The sequence below is a fragment of the Brevundimonas sp. SPF441 genome (assembly GCF_009661015.1).
Taxonomy (GTDB): domain Bacteria; phylum Pseudomonadota; class Alphaproteobacteria; order Caulobacterales; family Caulobacteraceae; genus Brevundimonas; species Brevundimonas vesicularis.
On the sequence record NZ_WJWX01000022.1, the window covers coordinates 39,878 to 59,008 of the forward strand.

Sequence of the window (19,131 nt, forward strand, 5' to 3'; positions counted from 1 at the left end):
GGGTCGCCGGGCCTGTAATTCGCCGCGCTTCTGCGGCATAAGCCCGCGATGAAGTTCCTCGACCAGGCCAAGATCTATATCCGCTCCGGCAACGGCGGCGCGGGCTCCGTGTCGTTTCGACGCGAGAAATTCATTCCCAACGGCGGCCCGGACGGCGGCGACGGCGGCAAGGGCGGCGACGTCTGGATCGAGGCGGTCGACGGGCTGAACACCCTGATCGACTATCGCTACCAGCAGCATTTCAAGGCTCAAACCGGCCACCACGGCCAGGGCCGCCAGATGCACGGCGGCAAGGGCGAGGACGTCCATCTGAAGGTGCCGGTCGGCACCCAGGTGCTGGACGAGGACAAGGAAACGGTCCTGCTGGACATGGACACGGCCGGCAAGATCGAGCTGTTGGTGAAGGGCGGCAACGGCGGCTGGGGCAATGTGCGCTTCAAGGGCCCGACCAACCAGGCGCCGACCTACGCCAACCCCGGCCAAGAGGGCCAGGAACGCTGGATCTGGCTGCGGCTGAAGCTGATCGCCGACATCGGCCTGGCGGGCTTGCCGAACGCGGGCAAGTCGACCTTCCTGTCGGCCGCCAGCGCCGCCAAGCCCAAGATCGCCGACTATCCCTTCACCACCCTGGCGCCGAACCTGGGGATGGTGGACCTGTCGCCGTCCGAGCGGTTCGTCATCGCCGACATTCCCGGCCTGATCGAGGGCGCCAGCGAGGGCGCGGGACTAGGCACGCGGTTCCTGGGCCATGTCGAACGCTCGGCCAGCCTGATCCATCTGATCGACGGGACCCAGGACGACGTGGTCGAGGCCTACCGTATCATCCGGGGCGAGCTGGAAGCCTATGGCGAGGGTCTGGCGGACAAGGCCGAGATCCTGGCCCTGAACAAGATCGACGCCCTGACGCCCGAGGCGCGCGAGGAGAAGGCCGCTGAACTGGAGGCCGTCGCCGGTCGCCGTCCCATGCTGGTGTCCGGCGTGTCGGGCGAGGGCGTGCCCGCCCTGCTTCGCGCCGCCTGGGCCGAGGTGAAGAAGACGCGCGGCGCCCTGGCCGGCGACAGCGACGCGGACCAGATCAGCGGCTGGCAGCCCTGATCAGCCCTCCGCTGCGGGTTCCGGTTTGGGCTTGCGGCGGGTCGATTTCGGTTTGTCGGTCGTCTTGCCCTCGTTCGCATAGGGCTCGCCGTCGCCCGACAGCAGGATCGCCATCCACCGCGAGCCCTTGAACTCGGCCAGGATCGCCATGGCCATGACCGCCAGCGGCGTCGACAGGAACATGCCGACCACGCCCCACAGCTTGCCCCAGAAGGCTAGGGCCAGCAGCACCACGACCGGGTCGATGTTCTGGTTGTCGCCCTGCATGCGCGGCTGGATGAAGTTGCCGACGACGAACAGGATGACCTGCAACCCGACCAGCAGGATGGCGGCGGGCCAGTAACTTTCGAACTGGACCAGGGCGAACAGCGGCGGGGCCAGACCGGCCACCGCCCCGCCCAGCACGGGGATGAAGCCGACAATGAAGATGACGAAGGTCCAGAACTCGGCGTTCTGAAGCCCGACGGCCCGCATCAGGATCCAGGCGACGACGCAGATCATCGCGCCGGTCACCGACTGCACCCAGATATAGCCCTCGACCCCGCCGCGCACGCGCTGGAACACCGCGACCGCCTCGTCGCGCTGGGCCTCCGACGGGAACATGGCGACGATCTTGCGCCGGAAGCCGACCTGCGAGGCCAGCAGAAAGCCCAGATAGATCAGGACGAAGAAGGCGCCCGACGCGATGCCCTGCACCTGGAAAGCCATGGAAGTCAGCCAGCCGCGAACATCGACGCCGTTGATCAGGTCCTGCGCCGTTGGCGGATTGACCAGGCGCACCAGCCCATAGGCGTCGCGAATGATCTGATCGATGCGCGGGCCGATGTTTTGGGACACGCCGGACGCTTCGCCGAAGAAGCCCGCCGCCCCGTTCACGATGATGGCGATGGAGGCGAAGAAGGCCAGCACCACCAGCGTCAGGGCCGCGATCCCGGCCATGCGGCTGTTCAATGGCGTGCGCGCCTCGACCGACCGCTTCACCCCGTCGATCATGATCAAGAGGAAGATGGCCATCGCCAGCGGCGTCAGGATGTCCCGCAGCCAGTAGATCGCCGCCCCGGCCGCGACCGTGGCGATGACGCCGAGAGCATTGCGAGCGGCGACCGAAGACGGCGTGGCGATGGGGTTTTTCATGATCGTGTTGTCGAACCGCCCGCCGTCGCCGTCAATCACTGTTCCGAGCGCGCGGGGAACGCGCTAGACCTTTGCCGGAGACGCCATCGGAGACCCCAATGCCCGACGCCCTGCCCGGCCTGTTCCTCGGCCAGTCCGACGCCGCACAACCGGAAAAGCTGCTGTTCAACCGCGCCAACCGTCACGGCGTCGTCGCCGGCGCGACCGGGACAGGCAAGACGGTCACGCTGCAGATCATGGCCCAGGGCTTTTCCGACGCCGGGGTGCCGGTCTTCTGCGCCGATGTGAAGGGCGACCTGTCGGGCATCTCCCAGGTCGGTGCGCCGAACGAGAAGCTGGTCGCCCGCGCGACGGAGATGGGCCTGACCCTGACGCCGCGCGCCGCCCCCACCGTCTTCTGGGACTTGTATGGCCAGAAGGGCCACCCGATCCGCACGACGGTGTCCGAGATCGGCCCGGTGCTGATGGCGCGGATGCTGAACCTGAACGACGTGCAGGAGGGCGTGCTGACCGTCGTCTTCCACGTCGCGGACAAGGAAGGCCTGCTGCTGCTGGACCTCGACGATCTGAGGAGCCTGCTGGTCCATGTCGGCGAGAACGCCGAGCGGATCGGGCGCGAGGTCGGCAATGTCGCCCCCGCCTCGATCGCCGCCATCCAGCGCGCGCTGTTGCAGGTCGAGCAGCAGGGCGGCGACGCCTTCTTCGGCGAACCGGCGCTGAAGCTGGAGGACATGATCCGCGTCGGCCTGGACGGCCGGGGCCAGGTCAATGTGCTGGATTCGACCCGGCTGATGAACAGTCCGCGCCTGTATGCGGCCTTCCTGCTGTGGCTGCTGTCGGAGCTGTTCGAACAGCTCCCAGAGGTGGGCGATCCGGAAAAGCCGCGCCTGGTCTTCTTCTTCGACGAGGCGCACCTGCTGTTCAACGACGCCCCGCGCGCCCTGCTGGAAAAGGTCGAACAGGTCGTGCGGCTGATCCGATCCAAGGGGGTCGGGGTTTACTTCGTGACGCAAAACCCGGCCGATATTCCCGACAGCGTCCTGGCCCAGCTGGGCAACCGCATTCAGCACGCGCTTCGCGCCTATACGCCGTCCGAGCAGAAGGGGCTGAAGGCCGCCTCGCAGAGTTTCCGAGCCAACGCCGCCTTCGACACAGCCGAGGCCATTCAGGGTCTGGGCGTGGGCGAGGCCCTGGTGTCCGTGCTGGACGAAAAGGGCGCGCCGACCATCGTGGCCCGCACCAAGATCCGCCCGCCGGCCTCGCGCCTGGGTCCCGCGACCGATACTGAGCGCGCCGCCGTCATGGCCGCCAGCCCGGTGCGGGGCCTTTACGAGCAGGTGCTGAACCGCGAATCCGCCGCCGAAATCCTGGCCAATCGTCATAGCGCCGCCGATCAGGCTGAAATCCAGGCCCAAATTCAGGCCAAGGCGCAGGCCGACGCCGACAAGGCCGCTGCCGCTCAGGCCAAGGCTGATCAGAAGGCCGCCGAAGCGCGTGCGAAGGCTCAGGCTCAGGCCGAGGCGCGGGCGTCGCGCGAGGCCGCGAAGCCTGCGCGCCGGTCCACCCGCGAAACGCCGGTCGAGGCCCTGACCAAGTCGGTCCTGCGCACCGCTGGGTCGACCCTGACCCGCGAGCTGATGCGCGGTCTGCTGGGCGGGTTGAAGCGGCGCTAGGTTCTGCTCGGGTCTTGCAACGGGGCGGGGGCGAGCGCATCTCCCGCCCATGTTCATCCAGACCGAACCCACGCCCAATCCCAACGTGCTGAAGTTCCTGCCCGGCCGCGACGTGTCGCCGACCGCCGCGCTGGAATACCGCACCATCGACGAGGCGACGGCCTCTCCGCTGGCTGAGGCCTTGTTCGAGTTGGAAGGCGTCGACGGCGTCTTCTTTGGCGCGGACTATGTTTCGGTGACCCGCCAGCCGCAGGGTCCGGAGTGGTCCGAGATGAAGGCACCGATCCTGGGCGTCGTCATGGATCACTTCGTCTCGGGTCAGGCGCTGACGCGCGGCGCCGGCGGCGAAACCGACGGTCATGCCGAGGACGACAGCGAGATCGTCGCCGAGATCAAGGCCCTGCTGGACAGCCGCATCCGCCCCGCCGTGGCCCAGGACGGCGGCGACATCCTGTTCGATTCCTTCGACGAGGCGACCGGCGTGCTGAACCTGCGGATGCGGGGCGCCTGCGCCGGCTGTCCGTCGTCATCGGCGACCTTGAAGGCCGGGGTCGAGCAGATGATGCGCCACTATGTGCCCGAGGTGACGCGGGTCGAGCAGACCCCCTGATCCGGACGCGGTGGCGGTTCTGCGACGCGCCGCCTAGAAGACGCCCATGAGACTTCTGGTGATCGATACGGCGCTCGGCGCCTGCACGGCGGCGGTGTTTGAGGACGATCGCGCGCTCGCCGTGCGCTTTGAGCCGATGACCAAGGGACATCAGGAACGGATCGGCGGCCTGGTGCGCGACGTCATGGCCGAGGCGGGCGGCGGTTTCGACAGCCTGGACCGGATCGGCGTCACGGTCGGACCGGGCTCGTTCACCGGTCTGCGCGTCGGCCTGGCCTTTGCTCAGGGTCTGGGCGCAGCGCTGGATCGGCCGGTCGTCGGTCTTTCGGCGCTGGACGCCCTCGCCGCCTCACTCACCCATCAAGACGGCCCCATTGCAGCCCTGATCGATGCGCGGCGCGGTCAGGTCTATGCGCGCCTCTTCGCCGACGGTGGGCCGCTTGGCCCCGAGGAAGCGTTGTCGGTGGAAGAGGCCGCGCGGCGGATCGGCGATACCGGGCCGGGCGTCACCCTGGTCGGCAATGGCGCGGCGGTCGTGACCCAGGTCTTTCCCGATCTGCCCTTCGCGCATCTGGACGACCGGGTCGCACCGTCGCCGGAGGCGCTGGCGCGCCTGGCCGCCGCCGCCGATCCGGCGACCCAGCCGCCCCGTCCCCTCTATCTGCGCGCGCCCGACGCCACGCCGCCCAGCCGCCTGCCGGGCCAGCCGCGCCAGCCTGCGTGATGACGGCGGCGGACCCCGCCTCACTCGCCGCCCTGCACGCTCAGGCGTTTGCCGCGCCGTGGGGCGCCGACACCTTCGCCGATCTATTGTTGCAGCCAGGCGTGCTGGCGGTCAGCGAACCCGACGGCTTCATCCTGATCCGGACCGTCGTCGACGAAGCGGAAATCCTGACCCTGGCCGTGGTCCCGTCTGCGCGCCGCCACGGACTGGGGCGACGTCTGGTCGAGGCGGCGGCCGTCGCTGCGGTCCAGGCCGGCGCGAAGCGGCTGTTCCTGGAGGTCGCCGACGACAATATCGCCGCGCGCGGCCTGTATGAGCGGACCGGGTTCGATCCGATCGGTCGCCGCAAAGCCTATTATGCGGGCGCCGACGGATCGCGGACCGATGCGGTGGTGATGAGCCGCGACCTCTGTGCGGCTGACGCCAACCTGACGCTTCCCTGATGCGATCCAAGCCCCTATTCTAGGCGCATGGACCGGATCGAAAAACTCTGCGCCGAGCGCGGCATGCGTATGACCGAACAGCGCCGGGTGATCGCCCGGGTGCTATCCAACGCCGCGGACCACCCGGATGTGGAAGAGCTGTATCGCCGCGCCTCGGCCATCGATCCGCACATCTCCATCGCCACCGTCTATCGCACCGTGCGCCTGTTCGAAGAGGCGGGCGTGGTCGAGAAGCACGACTTCGGCGACGGCCGCAGCCGCTATGAAGAGGCCGGCGACGATCACCACGACCACCTGATCGACACCAAGTCGGGTGAGGTTATCGAATTCTTCGACGCCGAGATCGAGCGGCTGAAGAACGAGATCGCGGAACGGCTGGGCTTCCAGCTGATCGGCCACAAGCTGGAGCTCTACGGCGTTGCGATCGAGGGCGCCGAGCCGTCCAAGCGCGAAGGCCTGATCTTCACCCGCCATGCGGCGCGCGTCGATCCCGCCGATGTGGATGCGGGCTGACGCTCGGCTTGTCGCGACGCTTGCGGGCGATCATAAGCCCACGATGACCGAGATCCTGGTTCCCCAAGTCGAGACGGCGCCCGAAAAGCGTCTGTTCATCAAGACCTACGGCTGTCAGATGAACGTCTATGACTCCGAGCGCATGGCCGATGTGCTGCGCCCGCTGGGCTATGGCGTCACCGACGACGTGAAGGCCGCCGACTTCGTCATCCTGAACACCTGCCACATCCGCGAGAAGGCGGCCGAGAAGATCTATTCCGAGCTCGGCAAGCTGCGCGAGATGCGCGATATCCGGCGCGAGACCGGCGGGGACCTGACCATCGCCGTCGCCGGCTGCGTCGCCCAGGCCGAGGGCGAGGAGATCATGCGGCGTCAGCCGGCCGTCGATATCGTCGTCGGCCCCCAGGCCTATCACCAGTTGCCCGAGCTTCTGACCCGCACGGCGCGGGCGCGGGGCGAGCGGATCGGCGCCGACTTCGCTCCCGACGACAAGTTCGACGCCCTGCCTGCAGCCCGCTTCATCGAGGGGCCGACCGCCTTCCTGACGGTGCAGGAGGGTTGCGACAAGTTCTGCACCTTCTGCGTGGTGCCCTACACGCGCGGCGCCGAATGGTCGCGGCCGATGGCGGCGGTGCTGGAAGAGGCGAGACAACTGGCGGATCGGGGCGTGCGCGAGGTCACCCTGCTGGGCCAGAACGTCAACGCCTATGACGGCGAGCGGCCGGACGGGCGAAAGGCGACCCTGGCCGAACTGGCCTATGCCCTGGCCGAGATCCCCGGCCTGGATCGCATCCGCTATACGACCAGCCATCCCAATGACATGGCCGATGAGTTGATCGCCGCGCATGGCGATCTGGAAGCCTTGATGCCCTATCTGCACCTTCCGGTTCAGGCGGGGTCGGATCGCATTTTGCGGGCGATGAACCGCAAGCACGGGCGTCAGAAATATTTCGACCTGATCGACCGGATTCGGGTCGCGCGGCCGGACATCGCCATCGCGGGCGACTTCATCGTCGGCTTCCCGGGTGAGACGGATCGGGAGTTCGAGGACACGCTGGATCTGGTGCGGCGTGTGAACTACGCCGGGGCCTTCGCCTTCGCCTATTCGCCGCGACCGGGCACGCCAGCGGCTGGCATGGGCAAACAGGTCGAGCCGGACGTCGTCAAGGATCGACTGCATCGCCTGATCGCCCTGCTGACGGAACAGCAGACCGCCTTCAATGTGGCTCAGGCCGGCCGGACGCTGAACGTCCTGTTCGACAAGCCGGGACGGCACGGCCACCGTCGCCAAGCGATCGGTCGATCCCCATATCTTCAATCGGTCCACGTCGATGACGCGGATCATCTGATCGGGCAGATCGTTCCGGTCGAGATCATCGCCGGCCAGCAGAACAGTCTGTCGGGCCGGCTCATAGCAGACGGGCTCAAGCAGCCGGGTCCCGCAGGCTCGGCGACAGCCCAAAAAGAAAAGGCCGCTTGATGGCGCGTGAGTCTGAATTCGTCCCCTTGAACGATGCCGAACTGCGGGCGGTCATCGGGCCGAACAGTCGCCACGTCGCCCTGATCGAGGACGCCTTCAAGGTGCTGGTCGAGGCCCCGGGAGGCGGGGTCTCCGTCAACGGCGGCGCACGTGATCGCACGGACGCCCGCCAGGTGATCGAGGATCTGGCCAAACGCGCGGCCCTGGGCGCCGAAGTCACCGAGGCCGACGTGCGCGCAGCCCTGGGCCAAGCGCGCGGCGGTCGCGGCACGCCCGGCATGGCGGCGGCGGGCGTGTCGCTGCCGGGCGGCAAGCGCGGCGCCATCGTGCCCAAGACCAAGGCGCAGGCCGCCTATCTGGACATGCTGGGCCGATGCGAACTGAGCTTCGGCGTCGGACCGGCGGGCACCGGCAAGACCTTTCTGGCGGCGGCCTATGGCGCATCGCTGCTGCGGCGGGGGCAGGTGGACCGGCTGGTTATCACCCGCCCGGCGGTCGAGGCGGGCGAGAAGCTGGGCTTCCTGCCCGGCGACCTGAATGAAAAGGTCGATCCCTATCTGGCGCCGATCTGGGAGGCGCTGAACGACATTCTGGGCGCCGAGGACGTGCAGCGTCGCCGCGACAAGGGCGAGATCGAGGCCGCCCCGATCGCCTTCATGCGCGGCCGTACGCTCAGCCATGCCTTCGTCATCGTCGATGAGGCCCAGAACACCAGTCGTCTGCAGATGAAGATGGTGCTGACGCGCCTGGGCGAGGGCGCGCGGATGGTGGTCACGGGCGATCCGTCGCAGATCGACCTGCTGAACCCGCGCGATTCCGGCCTGGCCCACGCCCTGCGGATCCTGGACGGGGTTCAGGGCGTCGGCATCCTGAAGTTCGAGGCTTCCGACGTGGTGCGTCACGCCATGGTCGAACGGATCGTGCGCGCCTATGACGCCGACGCCGCGCGCGGACGCCCCGCCCCGGACCTCGAAGACCCCGCATGATCGAGATTGAAGTCGAGGCCGAGGCCTGGACCGGCGCCCTGCCGGACGTCGAGGCCATCGTCGAACGCGCGGCGCAGGCCGCGCTGGGCACGGTGGAGGGCGATATCGTCGTCCTGCTGACTGACGACGCCGCCGTGCGCGAGCTGAACGGCCGGTTTCGCGACAAGGACAGGCCGACCAATGTCCTGTCCTTCCCCGCGCCGGAAAACGCCTTTCCGCATCTGGGCGACATCGTTCTGGCTTTCGGCGTCTGCGCGACCGAGGCCGAGGCGCAGGGCAAGACCCTGGCCGATCATCTGAGCCATCTGGTCGTCCACGGCGTGCTGCATCTCTTGGGCCGCGACCACGAAGACGACGCCGAGGCCGAGGAGATGGAGGCCGAGGAGCGCGAAATCCTGGCCCAGATCGGCGTCGCCGACCCCTATATCGCCGAGCAGGACTGACCCAATGTTCCCCGACGCTCTGCTGGACCGTTTGGCGGCCCCGATTCGCGCCCTGCCTGACAGGAAGCGCGCCCTGACCTGGCGGCTGATCCGCATTGTTCTGGCGCTGCTGGCCGGCGCCGGGACGGCCTTCGCTCATCCGCCGTTCGGAGTGTTGATCGGGCTTTTAGGCTATCCGCTGCTGATGATCCTGTCGGAGCGGTCCGACACGGTGCGCGGCGCCTTCTGGATGGGGTGGCTGGCGGGGTTCGCCTATTTCTTTGTCGGGTGCTGGTGGGTGGCCGAGGCGTTCTTCGTCAATCCCGAACAGGCGTGGATGGCGCCGTTCGCGGCCAGCCTGCTGCCGGCAGGGCTGGGGCTTTTCTGGGGGACGGCCTGCGCCCTCTATCGTCGGTTCGCGCCGCTTGGCGCCGTGCGGGTGCTGCTGTTCGCCGCCCTGTTCTGCGCCGCCGAATGGTTGCGGGGGCATGTGCTGACGGGCTTTCCGTGGAACCCGGCCGGCGCGACCTGGCGCGCGGGCGGCGGCATGTCTCAATTCGCCTCGGTCGTCGGCGTCTATGGGCTGAGCCTGGTGACGGTCGCGGCGACGGCGGCTTTCGCGCCTTTGATCGGGCCTGGCGACAGGCGCAGCCGGTTGATCTCGGCGGGCTTGGGCGCCCTGGCCCTGATCGCCGTTGGCGGCTTCGGCGCCGTCAGATTGGCGCAGTCCGATCTTCAGTTCACAGACACAGTCGTGCGCCTGGTTCAGGCTGATGTGAAGCAGGAAACCAAATGGTCGCCCGAGGCCTATCGCTCCATCGTCGATCGCTATGTCGCCCTGACGGGTCAGGCGGCGGCGCGGACGCCCAACGTCGTGGTCTGGCCTGAAGGCGCCCTGCCCGCCTCGGCCAACGACGTTTTCGCCTCAGCCGACGCCCAGGCCATCGCGGGCGCCCTGCGTCCCGGACAGACCTTGCTGATGGGCCTGGCGCGCGGCGAGCCGGACCTGACCGCGCCCGAGGGCGCGCGCTATTACAACAGCCTGTTCGCCCTGGCCGACGAGGGCGGGGCGGGCCTGAGGGTCGCCGCCGTCTATGACAAGCACCGGCTGGTGCCGTTCGGCGAATACCTGCCCTTGGGGTCGATCATGACCTCCATCGGCCTGCGCAGCCTGGTGCATATGCCCAGTGACTTTTCCGCCGGGCCGACACCGGCGCCGATTTCGGTTCCGGGGGCCCCGCCGGTGCAGGTGCTGATCTGCTACGAGAGCCTGTATCCCGGCTTCACCCCGGGCGCAGCCGGGCGGCCCGAGTGGATCGTCAATGCGTCCAACGACGCCTGGTTTGGCGCGACCTCGGGCCCGCGCCAGCACCTGAACCTGGCCAGCTATCGCGCCATAGAGACCGGCCTGCCCATCGCGCGGGCCACCCCGACCGGCATTTCGGCCATGATCGACCCGTGGGGCCGGATCGTCGAGGGCCAACGGCTGGAGCCGGGCGTCATGGGCGTCATCGACGCCCCCCTGCCCCGTCCGACGGGCGTCACGCCCTACGGTCGATTTGGCGATTTCCTGTTCTTTTTCTCAGTGCTAACAGCGTTCATCCTGTCCTTGTGGCCGTCGAGCCGGCGATCTAGGGTCCAGGGGAATCAAGCAGCGATCTAGGTGAAGGGTGACGGCGATGGCGCGTGAAAAGGACGAGGATCCGCATCCCGTCGATCGCCATGTCGGCCGTCGCGTTCAGGAAAAGCGTCTCGACCTTGGCCTGACCCAGACCGCCTTGGCCAAGGCCGTCGGCGTCAGCTTCCAGCAGGTACAGAAGTACGAAAAGGGCACGAACCGCGTCTCGGCCTCGAAACTCTTCGAAATGGCCGAGTTCATGAAGGTCGGCATCCCCTTCTTCTTCGACGGCTACAGCAGCGCGACGGTCGGCGTCGCCGAAGAGGCGCCCGCCTTCGACCACGAACACCGCCCGACCAAGACCAGCGTCGAGATCACGCGCCTGGCACCGCGCCTGCCCGCGCGCAAGCAGAAGCTGATCCTGGACATGATGCGGGATATGCTGGGCGACGAAGACGCCCAGAACTGAGTCTAGCCGACCGCGACGATCTCGGCCGACTGACCGGCCACCGTCACCTCGTCGCCGACCCTCTTGCCCATGACGGCGCGCGCTAGGGGCGAGACATGGCTGACCGAGCCTGCGGCGGGATCGGCCTCGTCTTCGCCGACGATGCGCCAGGTCTGGGCGCGCCCATCCTCGCGCTCGATGGATACCGAACCCCCGAACCGCACGGCCCCATCGTCCTCGGTCGGCGCGATCAGTTGGGCCGAGGCGCGCCGTGCGGACCAGTAGCGGAGGTCCCGCGTCGCGCGCGCCATGGCGGTGCGGTCGCTCTCGATCGAGCCTTGCACCTGGGCGGCCGTATAGGCGGCGCGGGCCGAGACCAGTTCGGCCTCGATCATCGCCAGACCTTGAGGCGTGACCAGATTGGGATGGGGCGAGATCGGGCGGTCCGCCAGGTCGGCGGCGGTGGCTTCCAGATCTTCTTCGCGGGTGAAGGCAACGCTCATGACACGGAACATAGCGACGACGACGCCTATAGCCAGCGCGGCCGCAAGCGCGCAAAGCCACGCCATGCAACAGTCCCCCAGTCTTACGACCTCTCGCACCGTTCACGTGATCGGCACCGGTCCTGCCGGATTGATGGCGGCCGAACGGCTGGCGCAGGCAGGGGCGGCGGTCGTGGTGCACGACCGCATGCCGTCTGTGGCCCGCAAGCTGCTGATGGCCGGACGGGGCGGGCTGAACCTGACCCATTCGGAACCGCTGGACCGGTTCATGACCCGCTATGGCCCGGCCCAGCCGACGGCCGCCGCCTGGATCGACCGGTTCACGCCTGCCGACCTGACCGCCTGGGTCGAGGCCCTGGGGCAGGAAACCTTCATCGGCTCTAGCGGGCGGGTGTTTCCGAAGGCCATGAAGGCGTCGCCCCTGGTGCGGGCCTGGCTCGCGCGGCTGGAAGCGCAGGGCGTCGACGTCCGCACGCGCTCGCGCTGGACCGGCTGGCGCGACGGCGCGCTGGTGTTTGAGACGCCGGACGGGGAACGACTGGAACGGCCCGACGCCGTGGTCCTGGCTTTGGGCGGCGCCAGCTGGCCGCGTCTGGGTTCGGACGGGGCCTGGGCGCCTTGGCTGGAAGCGCAGGGCGCGTCCGTGTCGCCTTTCCGACCGGCCAATGTCGGCTTCGATGTGGCCTGGTCGGCGCTGTTCCGTGATCGGTTCGCGGGCCAGCCGCTGAAAGGCGTCGCTGTCACCCATGGCGACCGGACGGCGCGGGGCGAGGCGATGATCGCCCGTTACGGTATTGAGGGCGGCGCCATCTATGCGCTGTCCGCCGCGCTGAGGACGACGGTCGAGACGGAGGGGCGCGCCGAGATCCAGATCGACCTGAAGCCGGATGTGGCGGTCGGAAAACTGACCGACCGTCTGTCGAAGCCGCGCGGCAAGGCCAGCCTGTCGAACCATCTGCGCAAGGTGGTCGGACTGGAGCCGGCCGCCGTCGCCCTACTGTATGAGGCCGGTCCCCTGCCCGCCTCGCCTCGGGCGTTGGCCGAGCGGATCAAGGCAATGCCGCTGACCCTGACCGGCGTTCAGGGACTGGAACGGGCGATCTCCTCGGCGGGCGGCGTCGTATTGGACGGCGTGGACGAGCGGCTGATGCTGGCCGCGCGACCAGGGGTCTTCGTCGCGGGCGAGATGCTGGATTGGGAGGCGCCGACCGGCGGCTATCTGCTTCAGGCCAGTTTCGCCTCCGCCGTCGCCGCGGCCGAGGGCGTTATCGACTGGCTCGACAGCCGGGACTGAGAAAGGCAGGGTCGCGCGGTTCGATCAGGAGTATCCGATGCGCCACGCCCTCCCCGCCGTTTCCATCCTGGCCCTGATGATGGCCTGGTCCCCGGTCTTGGCGCAGGAGACGGCGCCGAACATCGACGCCGCGCGGATGAATGAATCGGTTCGGGTTCTGGCGTCGGACGATTTCGAAGGCCGCGCCCCCGCCTCGGCCGGCGAGGAAAAAACCGTCGCCTGGCTGGTCGAACAGTTCAAGGCGGCGGGGGCCGAGGGCGGCGGGCCGGACGGCGCCTTCGTCCAGGTCGCCCATCTTTCGCGCACGCGCCAGGACGGCCCGGCGACCGTCGCCGCGACCGTTGGCGGCAAGACCATCAGCCTGGAGCGCGGTCCCGACGTTCTGGTATCCAGCGACCGGCCGACCAACCACATCACAGTGACCGACGCGCCTGTGGTCTTCGTCGGCTACGGCGCGACGGCGCCCGAGCGCCAGTGGGACGATTTCAAGGACGTGGACGTGCGCGGCAAGGTCATCGTCGTCCTGGTCAACGATCCCGACTTCCAGGCGCCCGACGGCGATCCGGTCGCCGGCAAGTTCGACGGAAACGCCATGACCTTCTATGGCCGCTGGACTTACAAGTTCCAGGAGGCGGGTCGTCGCGGCGCGGCGGGCGTGCTGGTGGTGCACGAGACGGCCGGCGCGGGCTATCCCTGGTCGACGCTGCAGAACTCATCGGCCGCGCCCAAGTTCGACATCGTGCGCGCCAACCCTGACGCTGAGCGCGCGGCGTTCCAGGGCTGGATCCAGCGCGCCAAGGTGGAAGAGCTGTTCACCGCCACCGGCCTGGACTTCGCCGCCCTGAAGGACAGCGCGCGCAGCGCCGATTTCAAGCCCGTCGTCCTGCCCGGCCTGACGATGAGCGTCGATTTCGGCCAGATCGCCGACAAGGTGGAAACCAAGAACGTCATCGCCCGCATTCCCGGCTCCGAACGCCCGGACCAAACCGTCATGTACGGCGCCCACTGGGACGGCTACGGCGTCGGCACGCCGAACGCCCAAGGCGACAAGATTTATAATGCGGCGGTGGACAATGCGACCGGCGTCGCCGCCTTGCTGGAACTGGCCCACGCCTTCGCCGACGGTCCGCGCCCCAAACGCTCGGTCGTCTTCGCCGCCTGGTCGGGCGAGGAGGCGGGCTTGTTGGGCTCGACCTATTATGCCGCCAACCCGGTCTGGCCGCTGGAGACCACGGTCGCCAACATCAATGTCGACAGCCTGCTGCCCGGAACCGAGATCGATCCGAACGTTGTCGTCATTGGCAAGGGCAAGAACCAGCTGGACGACGTGCTGGCGCGCCACGCGACCGAGACGGGCCGCACCCTGATCGCCGATCCGGCGCCCCAGGCCGGAGCCTTCTATCGTTCGGACCATTTTCCCCTGGCGCTGAAGGGCGTACCGGCCCTGTTCCCGGCGGCGGGCTTCACCGGCGCCAGCGCGGCCAGCCGCGACTACGTCCAGAACCGCTATCATCAGCCCACGGACGAATGGGACTCGACTTGGACGATGGACGCCGCCGCCGCCGATGTCGCCCTCATCTACGCCGTCGGTCGCGAGTTGGCGGACGGCGATCAGTGGCCGGAATGGAACGCGGGGGCCGAGTTCGGCCCGGCCCGGGACACCTCGAAGGCGTCGCGGCGCTAGAGTTCCAGCTGAAGCTCGGGCGCGGCGGCGGTGGTCGCGGCGCCCAGCGGCAGATGCAGGATGAAGGCGGCGCCCTTGCCCGGCTCGCTTTCGACCTCGGCCCAGCCGCCGTGCAGTTCGACCAGGGCCTTCACCAAGGCCAGACCCACGCCGGGACCGCCCCTCTCGCGCCGCACGAAGCGGTCGAAAACGTGGGCCTGCAGGTGATAGGGGATTCCGCGCCCGGTATCGGACACCGTCAGGCGGATTTCGGACGGGCCCGTCTCCGCCTTCAGCTCCACCGCCCCGCCTTCGGACACGGCGCGCGCCGCATTCTCCAGCAGATGATCCAGCGCCTGGCCGATGCGGTGTTCGTCGGCGCGGATGGGTTTGAGATCGGCAGGACAGGAAACGGTGAGTGTGGCGCCGCGTCCCTCTACCCGCGCCCGGACCTTTTCGGCGGCCTGGCTCAGCAGGTCGCAGACCCGCAGATCGCCCAGCGACAGCTCCATCTCGCCGGCGTCGATCTGGGCCATGTCCAGCACGTCGTCGATGGAGCGGGCCAGCTGGCTGGCGGCGATGCGGATGGCGCCTGCGTGCTGGCGGCTGCGCTCGGGCAGGTCGCCCATCGTCTCCAGCAGTTCGGAATAGCCGACGATGGTCGTCAGCGGCGTGCGCAGCTCATAAGAGACGCTGCCCACGAACTCGCGCTTCAGCGCCTGGCTTTCGGCCAGGGCTTGTTCGCGCTGCACCAATGCCTGCTCCAGCCCGCGTCGCGCGGTCACGTCCGAGAAGGCGACCAGGGTCGCGCCGTCCGGCAGGGGGCGGGTCTGCCAGGAGGCGACGCGACCGTCTACCGTCCGGCCCTCGCCGGAAATGGCGACGCGGCTTTCGGGGTCGGGATCGGCGACGCGCGCCTTCAACCCCAGCCACAGGGCGGGATCAGGCAGCACGGCCTTGCACAGTTCGGCCAAGGCGTCGAAGTCCGAGGCCGTCGCGATCTTGTCCGTCGACAGGTTCCAGAAGGTCTCGAACGCCTCATTGTGCAGCCGCAGTCGCCCATCCGAGCCGAACACCGCGACCGCGTCGTTCAGCTTGTCCAGCGTCGCGCGCTGGACCTGGATTTGGGCGTTGAAGCGGCTGCGCAGCTTCAGCTCGTCGGTGATGTCCGAGAAGATCAGCAGAATGCCGCCCAGCGGGTGCGGCTGACGCACGACGCGCAGGGTGCGCCCGTCCGGCAGGGACCAGCTGTCGTCCGGCGAGGCCTCCGACGCGCCATAGAACTCCAGCTCACGCGCCTTCCAGCCGGCATAGTCGACCACCTCGGGCAGGCTGCGACGCTGGCGCAGACGGTCCAGCAGTTCGGCATGGGTCGGACGTTCGTCCAGCCAGGCCGCGTCGATGTCGAACAGGGCCTGGAAGGCGGTGTTGTGGAAGGCCAGCCGCTTTTGCGGACCGAAGATGGCCACGGCGTCGGCCAAGTGGTTCAGCGTCTCGTCATGGGCGTCGACGTGGCGGCGCAGGGTGTCGCGCGTCTCTTCCGCCTCGGTCACCTCAATGGCGAAGGCGGTGACGGCGCCGCCGCCCGCCGGCTCGGCGATGATGCGCCAGGCGCGCCGCGCGCCCCCGCCGGTCGTCCAGCGGAAGCCCTCCTGGCGCACGCCCAGCCGCGCGGCCTCGGCGACCAGGGCGTCGGCGCCGCGGTCGAAGGACACGCCCTTTTCGACGGCGTCGTCGATGCTCTCGGCATTGGTCTCGTTCAGCCAGGCGCGGTTGGCCCAGGCCAGCTTGCCGGTCCCGTCCACGACCCAGGTCGGGGTGGGCGAGGCGTCGCCCAGCAGGGCCAGGCCGCTTTCGGTCGCATCCGCCCCGGTCAGGGTGAAGCGCGACGCGGGCGACAGCCGCAGCCAGGCCGAACCGCCCGCGACCCGTCCCTCGATCCGCCAGGGCTCCACATCGTCCAGCGCGACCAGACCTTCGAACGCCTGACCTTCGTGAACCAGGCCCTCGATCAGCGCGCCGTGGGTGATCCGGAGTTTGTTCAGGACGGCGGCCCCGGCCTCTGCGTCCTCACCCGCCAGCCGCGCGATCAGTTCGGCCGAACCGATCGGCAGACCGGCGGCCTGCCCGTCCGGCGTCAGGGCCAGGCTGACGTCGTCGAAGGCGCGCAGCATGGCGTCATGGCGGCTGAGGTCGGCCAGGGCCTCGACCCGCTCGCGCTCGGCGGCGACGGCGGTCTCGTGCAACCGCCCACGCAGCAGCAAGGCCCAGGCGCTGACGGCCATGGCCAATCCGGCTGCGCCCGCTGTGGCGACATAGGCGATGTCGGCCTCGGCCATTCGTGTCCCTGGAGAAGAGTCTCAGCCCCGATTCGCTAACCATACTCCAAGCGCGCGAAAAAGCGGCAGTCTCGTAATCGCGTCATCGCGCCCCGTTGCGGCAGGGCGTCGGGGCGGCGATATCGCGGACATGACCGACCCGATCGCCCCCTCCCTCGACGACTTCGCCCGCCTGGCGCAGGAGGCGTTCGACGCCCTGCCCGGACCGTTCAAAGATGCGGCGGGCGAGGTGGTCATCCGCATCGACGACTTCGCTGACGAAGCGACGCTGGCGGAGATGGAGATCGAGGATCCGTTCGAGCTGACAGGCCTGTATTATGGCGTGGACATCGGACGGCGCGACAGCCTGGGCCCTGCGGCTGAGCCGTCGCGGGTCTTCCTCTATCGCCGCCCCATCCTGGACGAATGGTGCGAGCGCGGCGACGTGGGGATCGGCGAACTGATCGCCCACGTCCTGATCCACGAGATCGGCCACCACTTGGGCCTGACCGACGACGACATCCACGCCATCGAGGACGAGGCGGAGTGACGTCTTATTTGGTCGCCGGATAGGGCGTCGTCACCGCGCCGGAGATCATGCCGGGGATGGCCTCGCCCAGGCCCAGCAGGATGAACTGGATCGCCAGGGCGCACAGGATCAGGCCCAGCACCTTGACGATGATCGCCATGCCGACCTCGCCCAGCAGGCGGCTGAGCGACCCGGTTAGGGCGAAACAGACGAAGGAGACGGCGCAGGCCGCCGCGATCGCGACCAGCGACCCCATGGTCCCGGCATAGCCCAGCTTGGCCGCCTCGCCCGCCTGGATGATGACCGCCGAAATGGCGCCGGGGCCGATCATCAGCGGAATGGCGAAGGGCACGACCAGGCGCTGGAAACGTCGACGGGCATAGCCGCGCACGTCCTTGGAATCGGCCAGCGCATCCTTGTCGGCGAACATGGCCAGGAAGTCGCCGCGGGCCATGTCCAGCCCCAGGAACAGCAGAAGTATGCCGCCCGCGATGCGGAACGCCGCCAGCGAAATGCCGAAGAACTGCAACAGGCCCAGGCCCGTGAACAGGAAGAAGGCCAGGAAGACGGCGGCGAAGGCGCAGATCAGGGCCGAGACCGAAATCCGCTGACGCAGGGTCGCCCCCGCCGTCGCGGCGGCGAAGATCGGCAGATTGCCGATCGGGTCCAGCAAGGCGAACAGGGTCACGAACAGGTTGACACCCAAATCGACTGCGTTCATCGCCTGCCCTCGCCCTCAATCCATCACGCAGCCCTGCCGACGCGCCCTCGTGTCCGGCATAGCCGCTCAGCGCGAGTCCGTCGATGACCGATCCCCAAACCTCCTCCGATCGCGCGCCCGACGAGCGGATTATCTGCGCCCTGGATATGCCGACGACGGCCGAGGCGGCCGCTCTGGCCGAGCGGATCGGCGACGCGATCGGCTTCTACAAGGTTGGACTGCAATTGTTCGCGGTCGACGGCATGGGGCTGGCGCGTGAGCTGAAGGCGCAGGGGCGAAAGATCTTCCTGGACTGGAAGCTGCACGACATCGGCGCGACCGTGGAGAAGGCGACGGCCAATCTGGCGGGCGCCGACTGCGACCTGCTGACGGTCCATGCGCGGCCCCAGGTCATGGCGGCGGCGGCGCGCGGCGCGGCGGGCTCGAAGATGAAGGTGCTGGGGGTTACGGTCCTGACCAGCCTGACGGCCGAGGACCTGTCCGCCGACGACCACAGCCTGTCGCCGGCCGATCTGGTCGAGCGGCGGGTGCGTCAGGCGCTGGAGGCCGGGATCGACGGCGTCGTCTCCAGCCCGCATGAGGCGGCGCGTGCTCGTGCTCTGGCGGACGAAGCGGGCCGGCCCGACTTCCTGATCGTCACGCCCGGCGTGCGACCCGTCGGCGCCGCGCTGGACGATCAGGCGCGGGCGGCGACGCCCGAGGCGGCGCTTCAGGCCGGCGCGACCCATCTGGTCATCGGTCGGCCGATCACGGCGTCGAGCGATCCACGCGCGGCGGCGCAACAGATCGCACAGCAGATCGCCCTGATCTGAGACAGACCAGGGCGACCGTTTCGTCTTCGGTTGTTCTCGCGCCAGGCGATCAGCCGCGCTCGCCTGGCTCCTGGGCGTAGCCGTGACGCGGCGGAGCGTGGGGCGCGGGCGCTTCGGGCGGCGGCAGGTCCCCGTAGTAGCCCCA

General features: G+C 68.7%; 19 protein-coding genes. 15 read left to right on the forward strand and 4 right to left on the reverse strand.

Annotation, left to right across the window (positions count from 1 at the left end):
- Positions 1 to 48: 48 nt before the first annotated feature.
- A complete protein-coding gene (obgE, locus tag GGC30_RS12400) occupies positions 49 to 1,095 on the forward strand; it encodes a GTPase ObgE (RefSeq protein WP_153924602.1) in 1,047 nt (348 codons plus the stop codon).
- On the opposite strand, the gene GGC30_RS12405 is transcribed toward obgE, so the two are convergent.
- Complete coding sequence (locus GGC30_RS12405; protein ID WP_153924605.1) at positions 1,096 to 2,229, reverse strand: AI-2E family transporter; 1,134 nt, start codon at positions 2,227 to 2,229, stop codon at positions 1,096 to 1,098. It lies immediately after the preceding gene.
- A 98-nt stretch (positions 2,230 to 2,327) separates the two neighbouring features.
- On the opposite strand from GGC30_RS12405, the gene GGC30_RS12410 reads away from it, so the two are divergent.
- The 10 genes from GGC30_RS12410 to GGC30_RS12455 are packed head-to-tail and all read left to right on the forward strand — an operon-like array spanning position 2,328 to position 11,167.
- A complete protein-coding gene (locus GGC30_RS12410; protein ID WP_153924608.1) occupies positions 2,328 to 3,902 on the forward strand; it encodes a helicase HerA-like domain-containing protein in 1,575 nt (524 codons plus the stop codon).
- Positions 3,903 to 3,951: 49 nt separating this feature from the next.
- On the forward strand, positions 3,952 to 4,512 hold the full coding sequence (locus tag GGC30_RS12415; RefSeq protein WP_153924611.1) for a NifU family protein: 561 nt from the start codon (positions 3,952 to 3,954) through the stop codon (positions 4,510 to 4,512).
- Positions 4,513 to 4,558: 46 nt separating this feature from the next.
- Positions 4,559 to 5,236 carry a tRNA (adenosine(37)-N6)-threonylcarbamoyltransferase complex dimerization subunit type 1 TsaB gene (gene tsaB / locus GGC30_RS12420; protein ID WP_153924622.1) on the forward strand — a complete coding sequence of 226 codons (678 nt, stop codon included), beginning with the start codon at positions 4,559 to 4,561 and terminating at the stop codon, positions 5,234 to 5,236.
- Entirely contained in the window at positions 5,236 to 5,679 is a 444-nt protein-coding gene (locus GGC30_RS12425; RefSeq protein ID WP_153924625.1) for a GNAT family N-acetyltransferase, read from the forward strand. The genes tsaB and GGC30_RS12425 overlap by 1 nt, the downstream gene beginning before the upstream one ends.
- Positions 5,680 to 5,706: 27 nt before the next feature.
- A complete protein-coding gene (locus GGC30_RS12430; protein ID WP_017505496.1) occupies positions 5,707 to 6,192 on the forward strand; it encodes a Fur family transcriptional regulator in 486 nt (161 codons plus the stop codon).
- 43 nt (positions 6,193 to 6,235) lie between these two features.
- Positions 6,236 to 7,672: a tRNA (N6-isopentenyl adenosine(37)-C2)-methylthiotransferase MiaB gene (gene miaB / locus GGC30_RS12435; RefSeq protein ID WP_228763735.1), complete on the forward strand. Its 1,437-nt coding sequence runs from the start codon at positions 6,236 to 6,238 to the stop codon at positions 7,670 to 7,672.
- The gene (locus GGC30_RS12440; RefSeq protein ID WP_055754567.1) at positions 7,672 to 8,658 is read left to right on the forward strand and encodes a PhoH family protein; all 987 of its coding nucleotides are present in this window, start codon (positions 7,672 to 7,674) and stop codon (positions 8,656 to 8,658) included. The genes miaB and GGC30_RS12440 overlap by 1 nt, the downstream gene beginning before the upstream one ends.
- Entirely contained in the window at positions 8,655 to 9,101 is a 447-nt protein-coding gene (gene ybeY / locus GGC30_RS12445) for an rRNA maturation RNase YbeY (protein ID WP_153924640.1), read from the forward strand. Before GGC30_RS12440 ends, ybeY begins: the two co-directional genes overlap by 4 nt.
- A gap of 4 nt (positions 9,102 to 9,105) precedes the next feature.
- Positions 9,106 to 10,743, forward strand: a complete 1,638-nt coding sequence (gene lnt, locus GGC30_RS12450) for an apolipoprotein N-acyltransferase (RefSeq protein WP_153924642.1) — start codon at positions 9,106 to 9,108, stop codon at positions 10,741 to 10,743.
- A gap of 16 nt (positions 10,744 to 10,759) precedes the next feature.
- Positions 10,760 to 11,167: a helix-turn-helix transcriptional regulator gene (locus GGC30_RS12455; protein ID WP_091751191.1), complete on the forward strand. Its 408-nt coding sequence runs from the start codon at positions 10,760 to 10,762 to the stop codon at positions 11,165 to 11,167.
- Between the two features lie 2 nt (positions 11,168 to 11,169).
- Here GGC30_RS12455 and greA read toward each other — a convergent pair whose 3' ends face one another.
- A complete protein-coding gene (gene greA / locus GGC30_RS12460) occupies positions 11,170 to 11,649 on the reverse strand; it encodes a transcription elongation factor GreA (protein WP_194943594.1) in 480 nt (159 codons plus the stop codon).
- A gap of 64 nt (positions 11,650 to 11,713) precedes the next feature.
- Here greA and GGC30_RS12465 point away from each other — a divergent pair, with 64 nt between their 5' ends.
- Together GGC30_RS12465 and GGC30_RS12470 are read left to right on the forward strand one after the other, a co-directional pair.
- Positions 11,714 to 12,943 (forward strand): TIGR03862 family flavoprotein, encoded by a 1,230-nt coding sequence (locus GGC30_RS12465; protein ID WP_153924645.1) that lies wholly within the window; start codon positions 11,714 to 11,716, stop codon positions 12,941 to 12,943.
- A gap of 37 nt (positions 12,944 to 12,980) precedes the next feature.
- Positions 12,981 to 14,627, forward strand: a complete 1,647-nt coding sequence (locus tag GGC30_RS12470) for a M28 family metallopeptidase (RefSeq protein ID WP_153924648.1) — start codon at positions 12,981 to 12,983, stop codon at positions 14,625 to 14,627.
- Here the strand turns inward: GGC30_RS12470 and GGC30_RS12475 are convergent.
- Positions 14,624 to 16,945: a PAS domain-containing sensor histidine kinase gene (locus GGC30_RS12475; protein WP_153924651.1), complete on the reverse strand. Its 2,322-nt coding sequence runs from the start codon at positions 16,943 to 16,945 to the stop codon at positions 14,624 to 14,626. The genes GGC30_RS12470 and GGC30_RS12475 overlap by 4 nt on opposite strands.
- A 130-nt stretch (positions 16,946 to 17,075) precedes the next feature.
- Between GGC30_RS12475 and GGC30_RS12480 the strand changes: the two genes are divergently transcribed.
- Positions 17,076 to 17,474: a metallopeptidase family protein gene (locus tag GGC30_RS12480; RefSeq protein ID WP_153924654.1), complete on the forward strand. Its 399-nt coding sequence runs from the start codon at positions 17,076 to 17,078 to the stop codon at positions 17,472 to 17,474.
- 4 nt (positions 17,475 to 17,478) lie between these two features.
- Here the strand turns inward: GGC30_RS12480 and GGC30_RS12485 are convergent, their stop codons facing one another.
- A complete protein-coding gene (locus tag GGC30_RS12485) occupies positions 17,479 to 18,174 on the reverse strand; it encodes a MarC family protein (RefSeq protein WP_017505485.1) in 696 nt (231 codons plus the stop codon).
- An 83-nt stretch (positions 18,175 to 18,257) separates the two neighbouring features.
- On the opposite strand from GGC30_RS12485, the gene pyrF reads away from it, so the two are divergent.
- A complete protein-coding gene (gene pyrF, locus GGC30_RS12490) occupies positions 18,258 to 18,986 on the forward strand; it encodes an orotidine-5'-phosphate decarboxylase (protein WP_153924657.1) in 729 nt (242 codons plus the stop codon).
- The last annotated feature ends 145 nt before the right edge of the window (positions 18,987 to 19,131 follow it).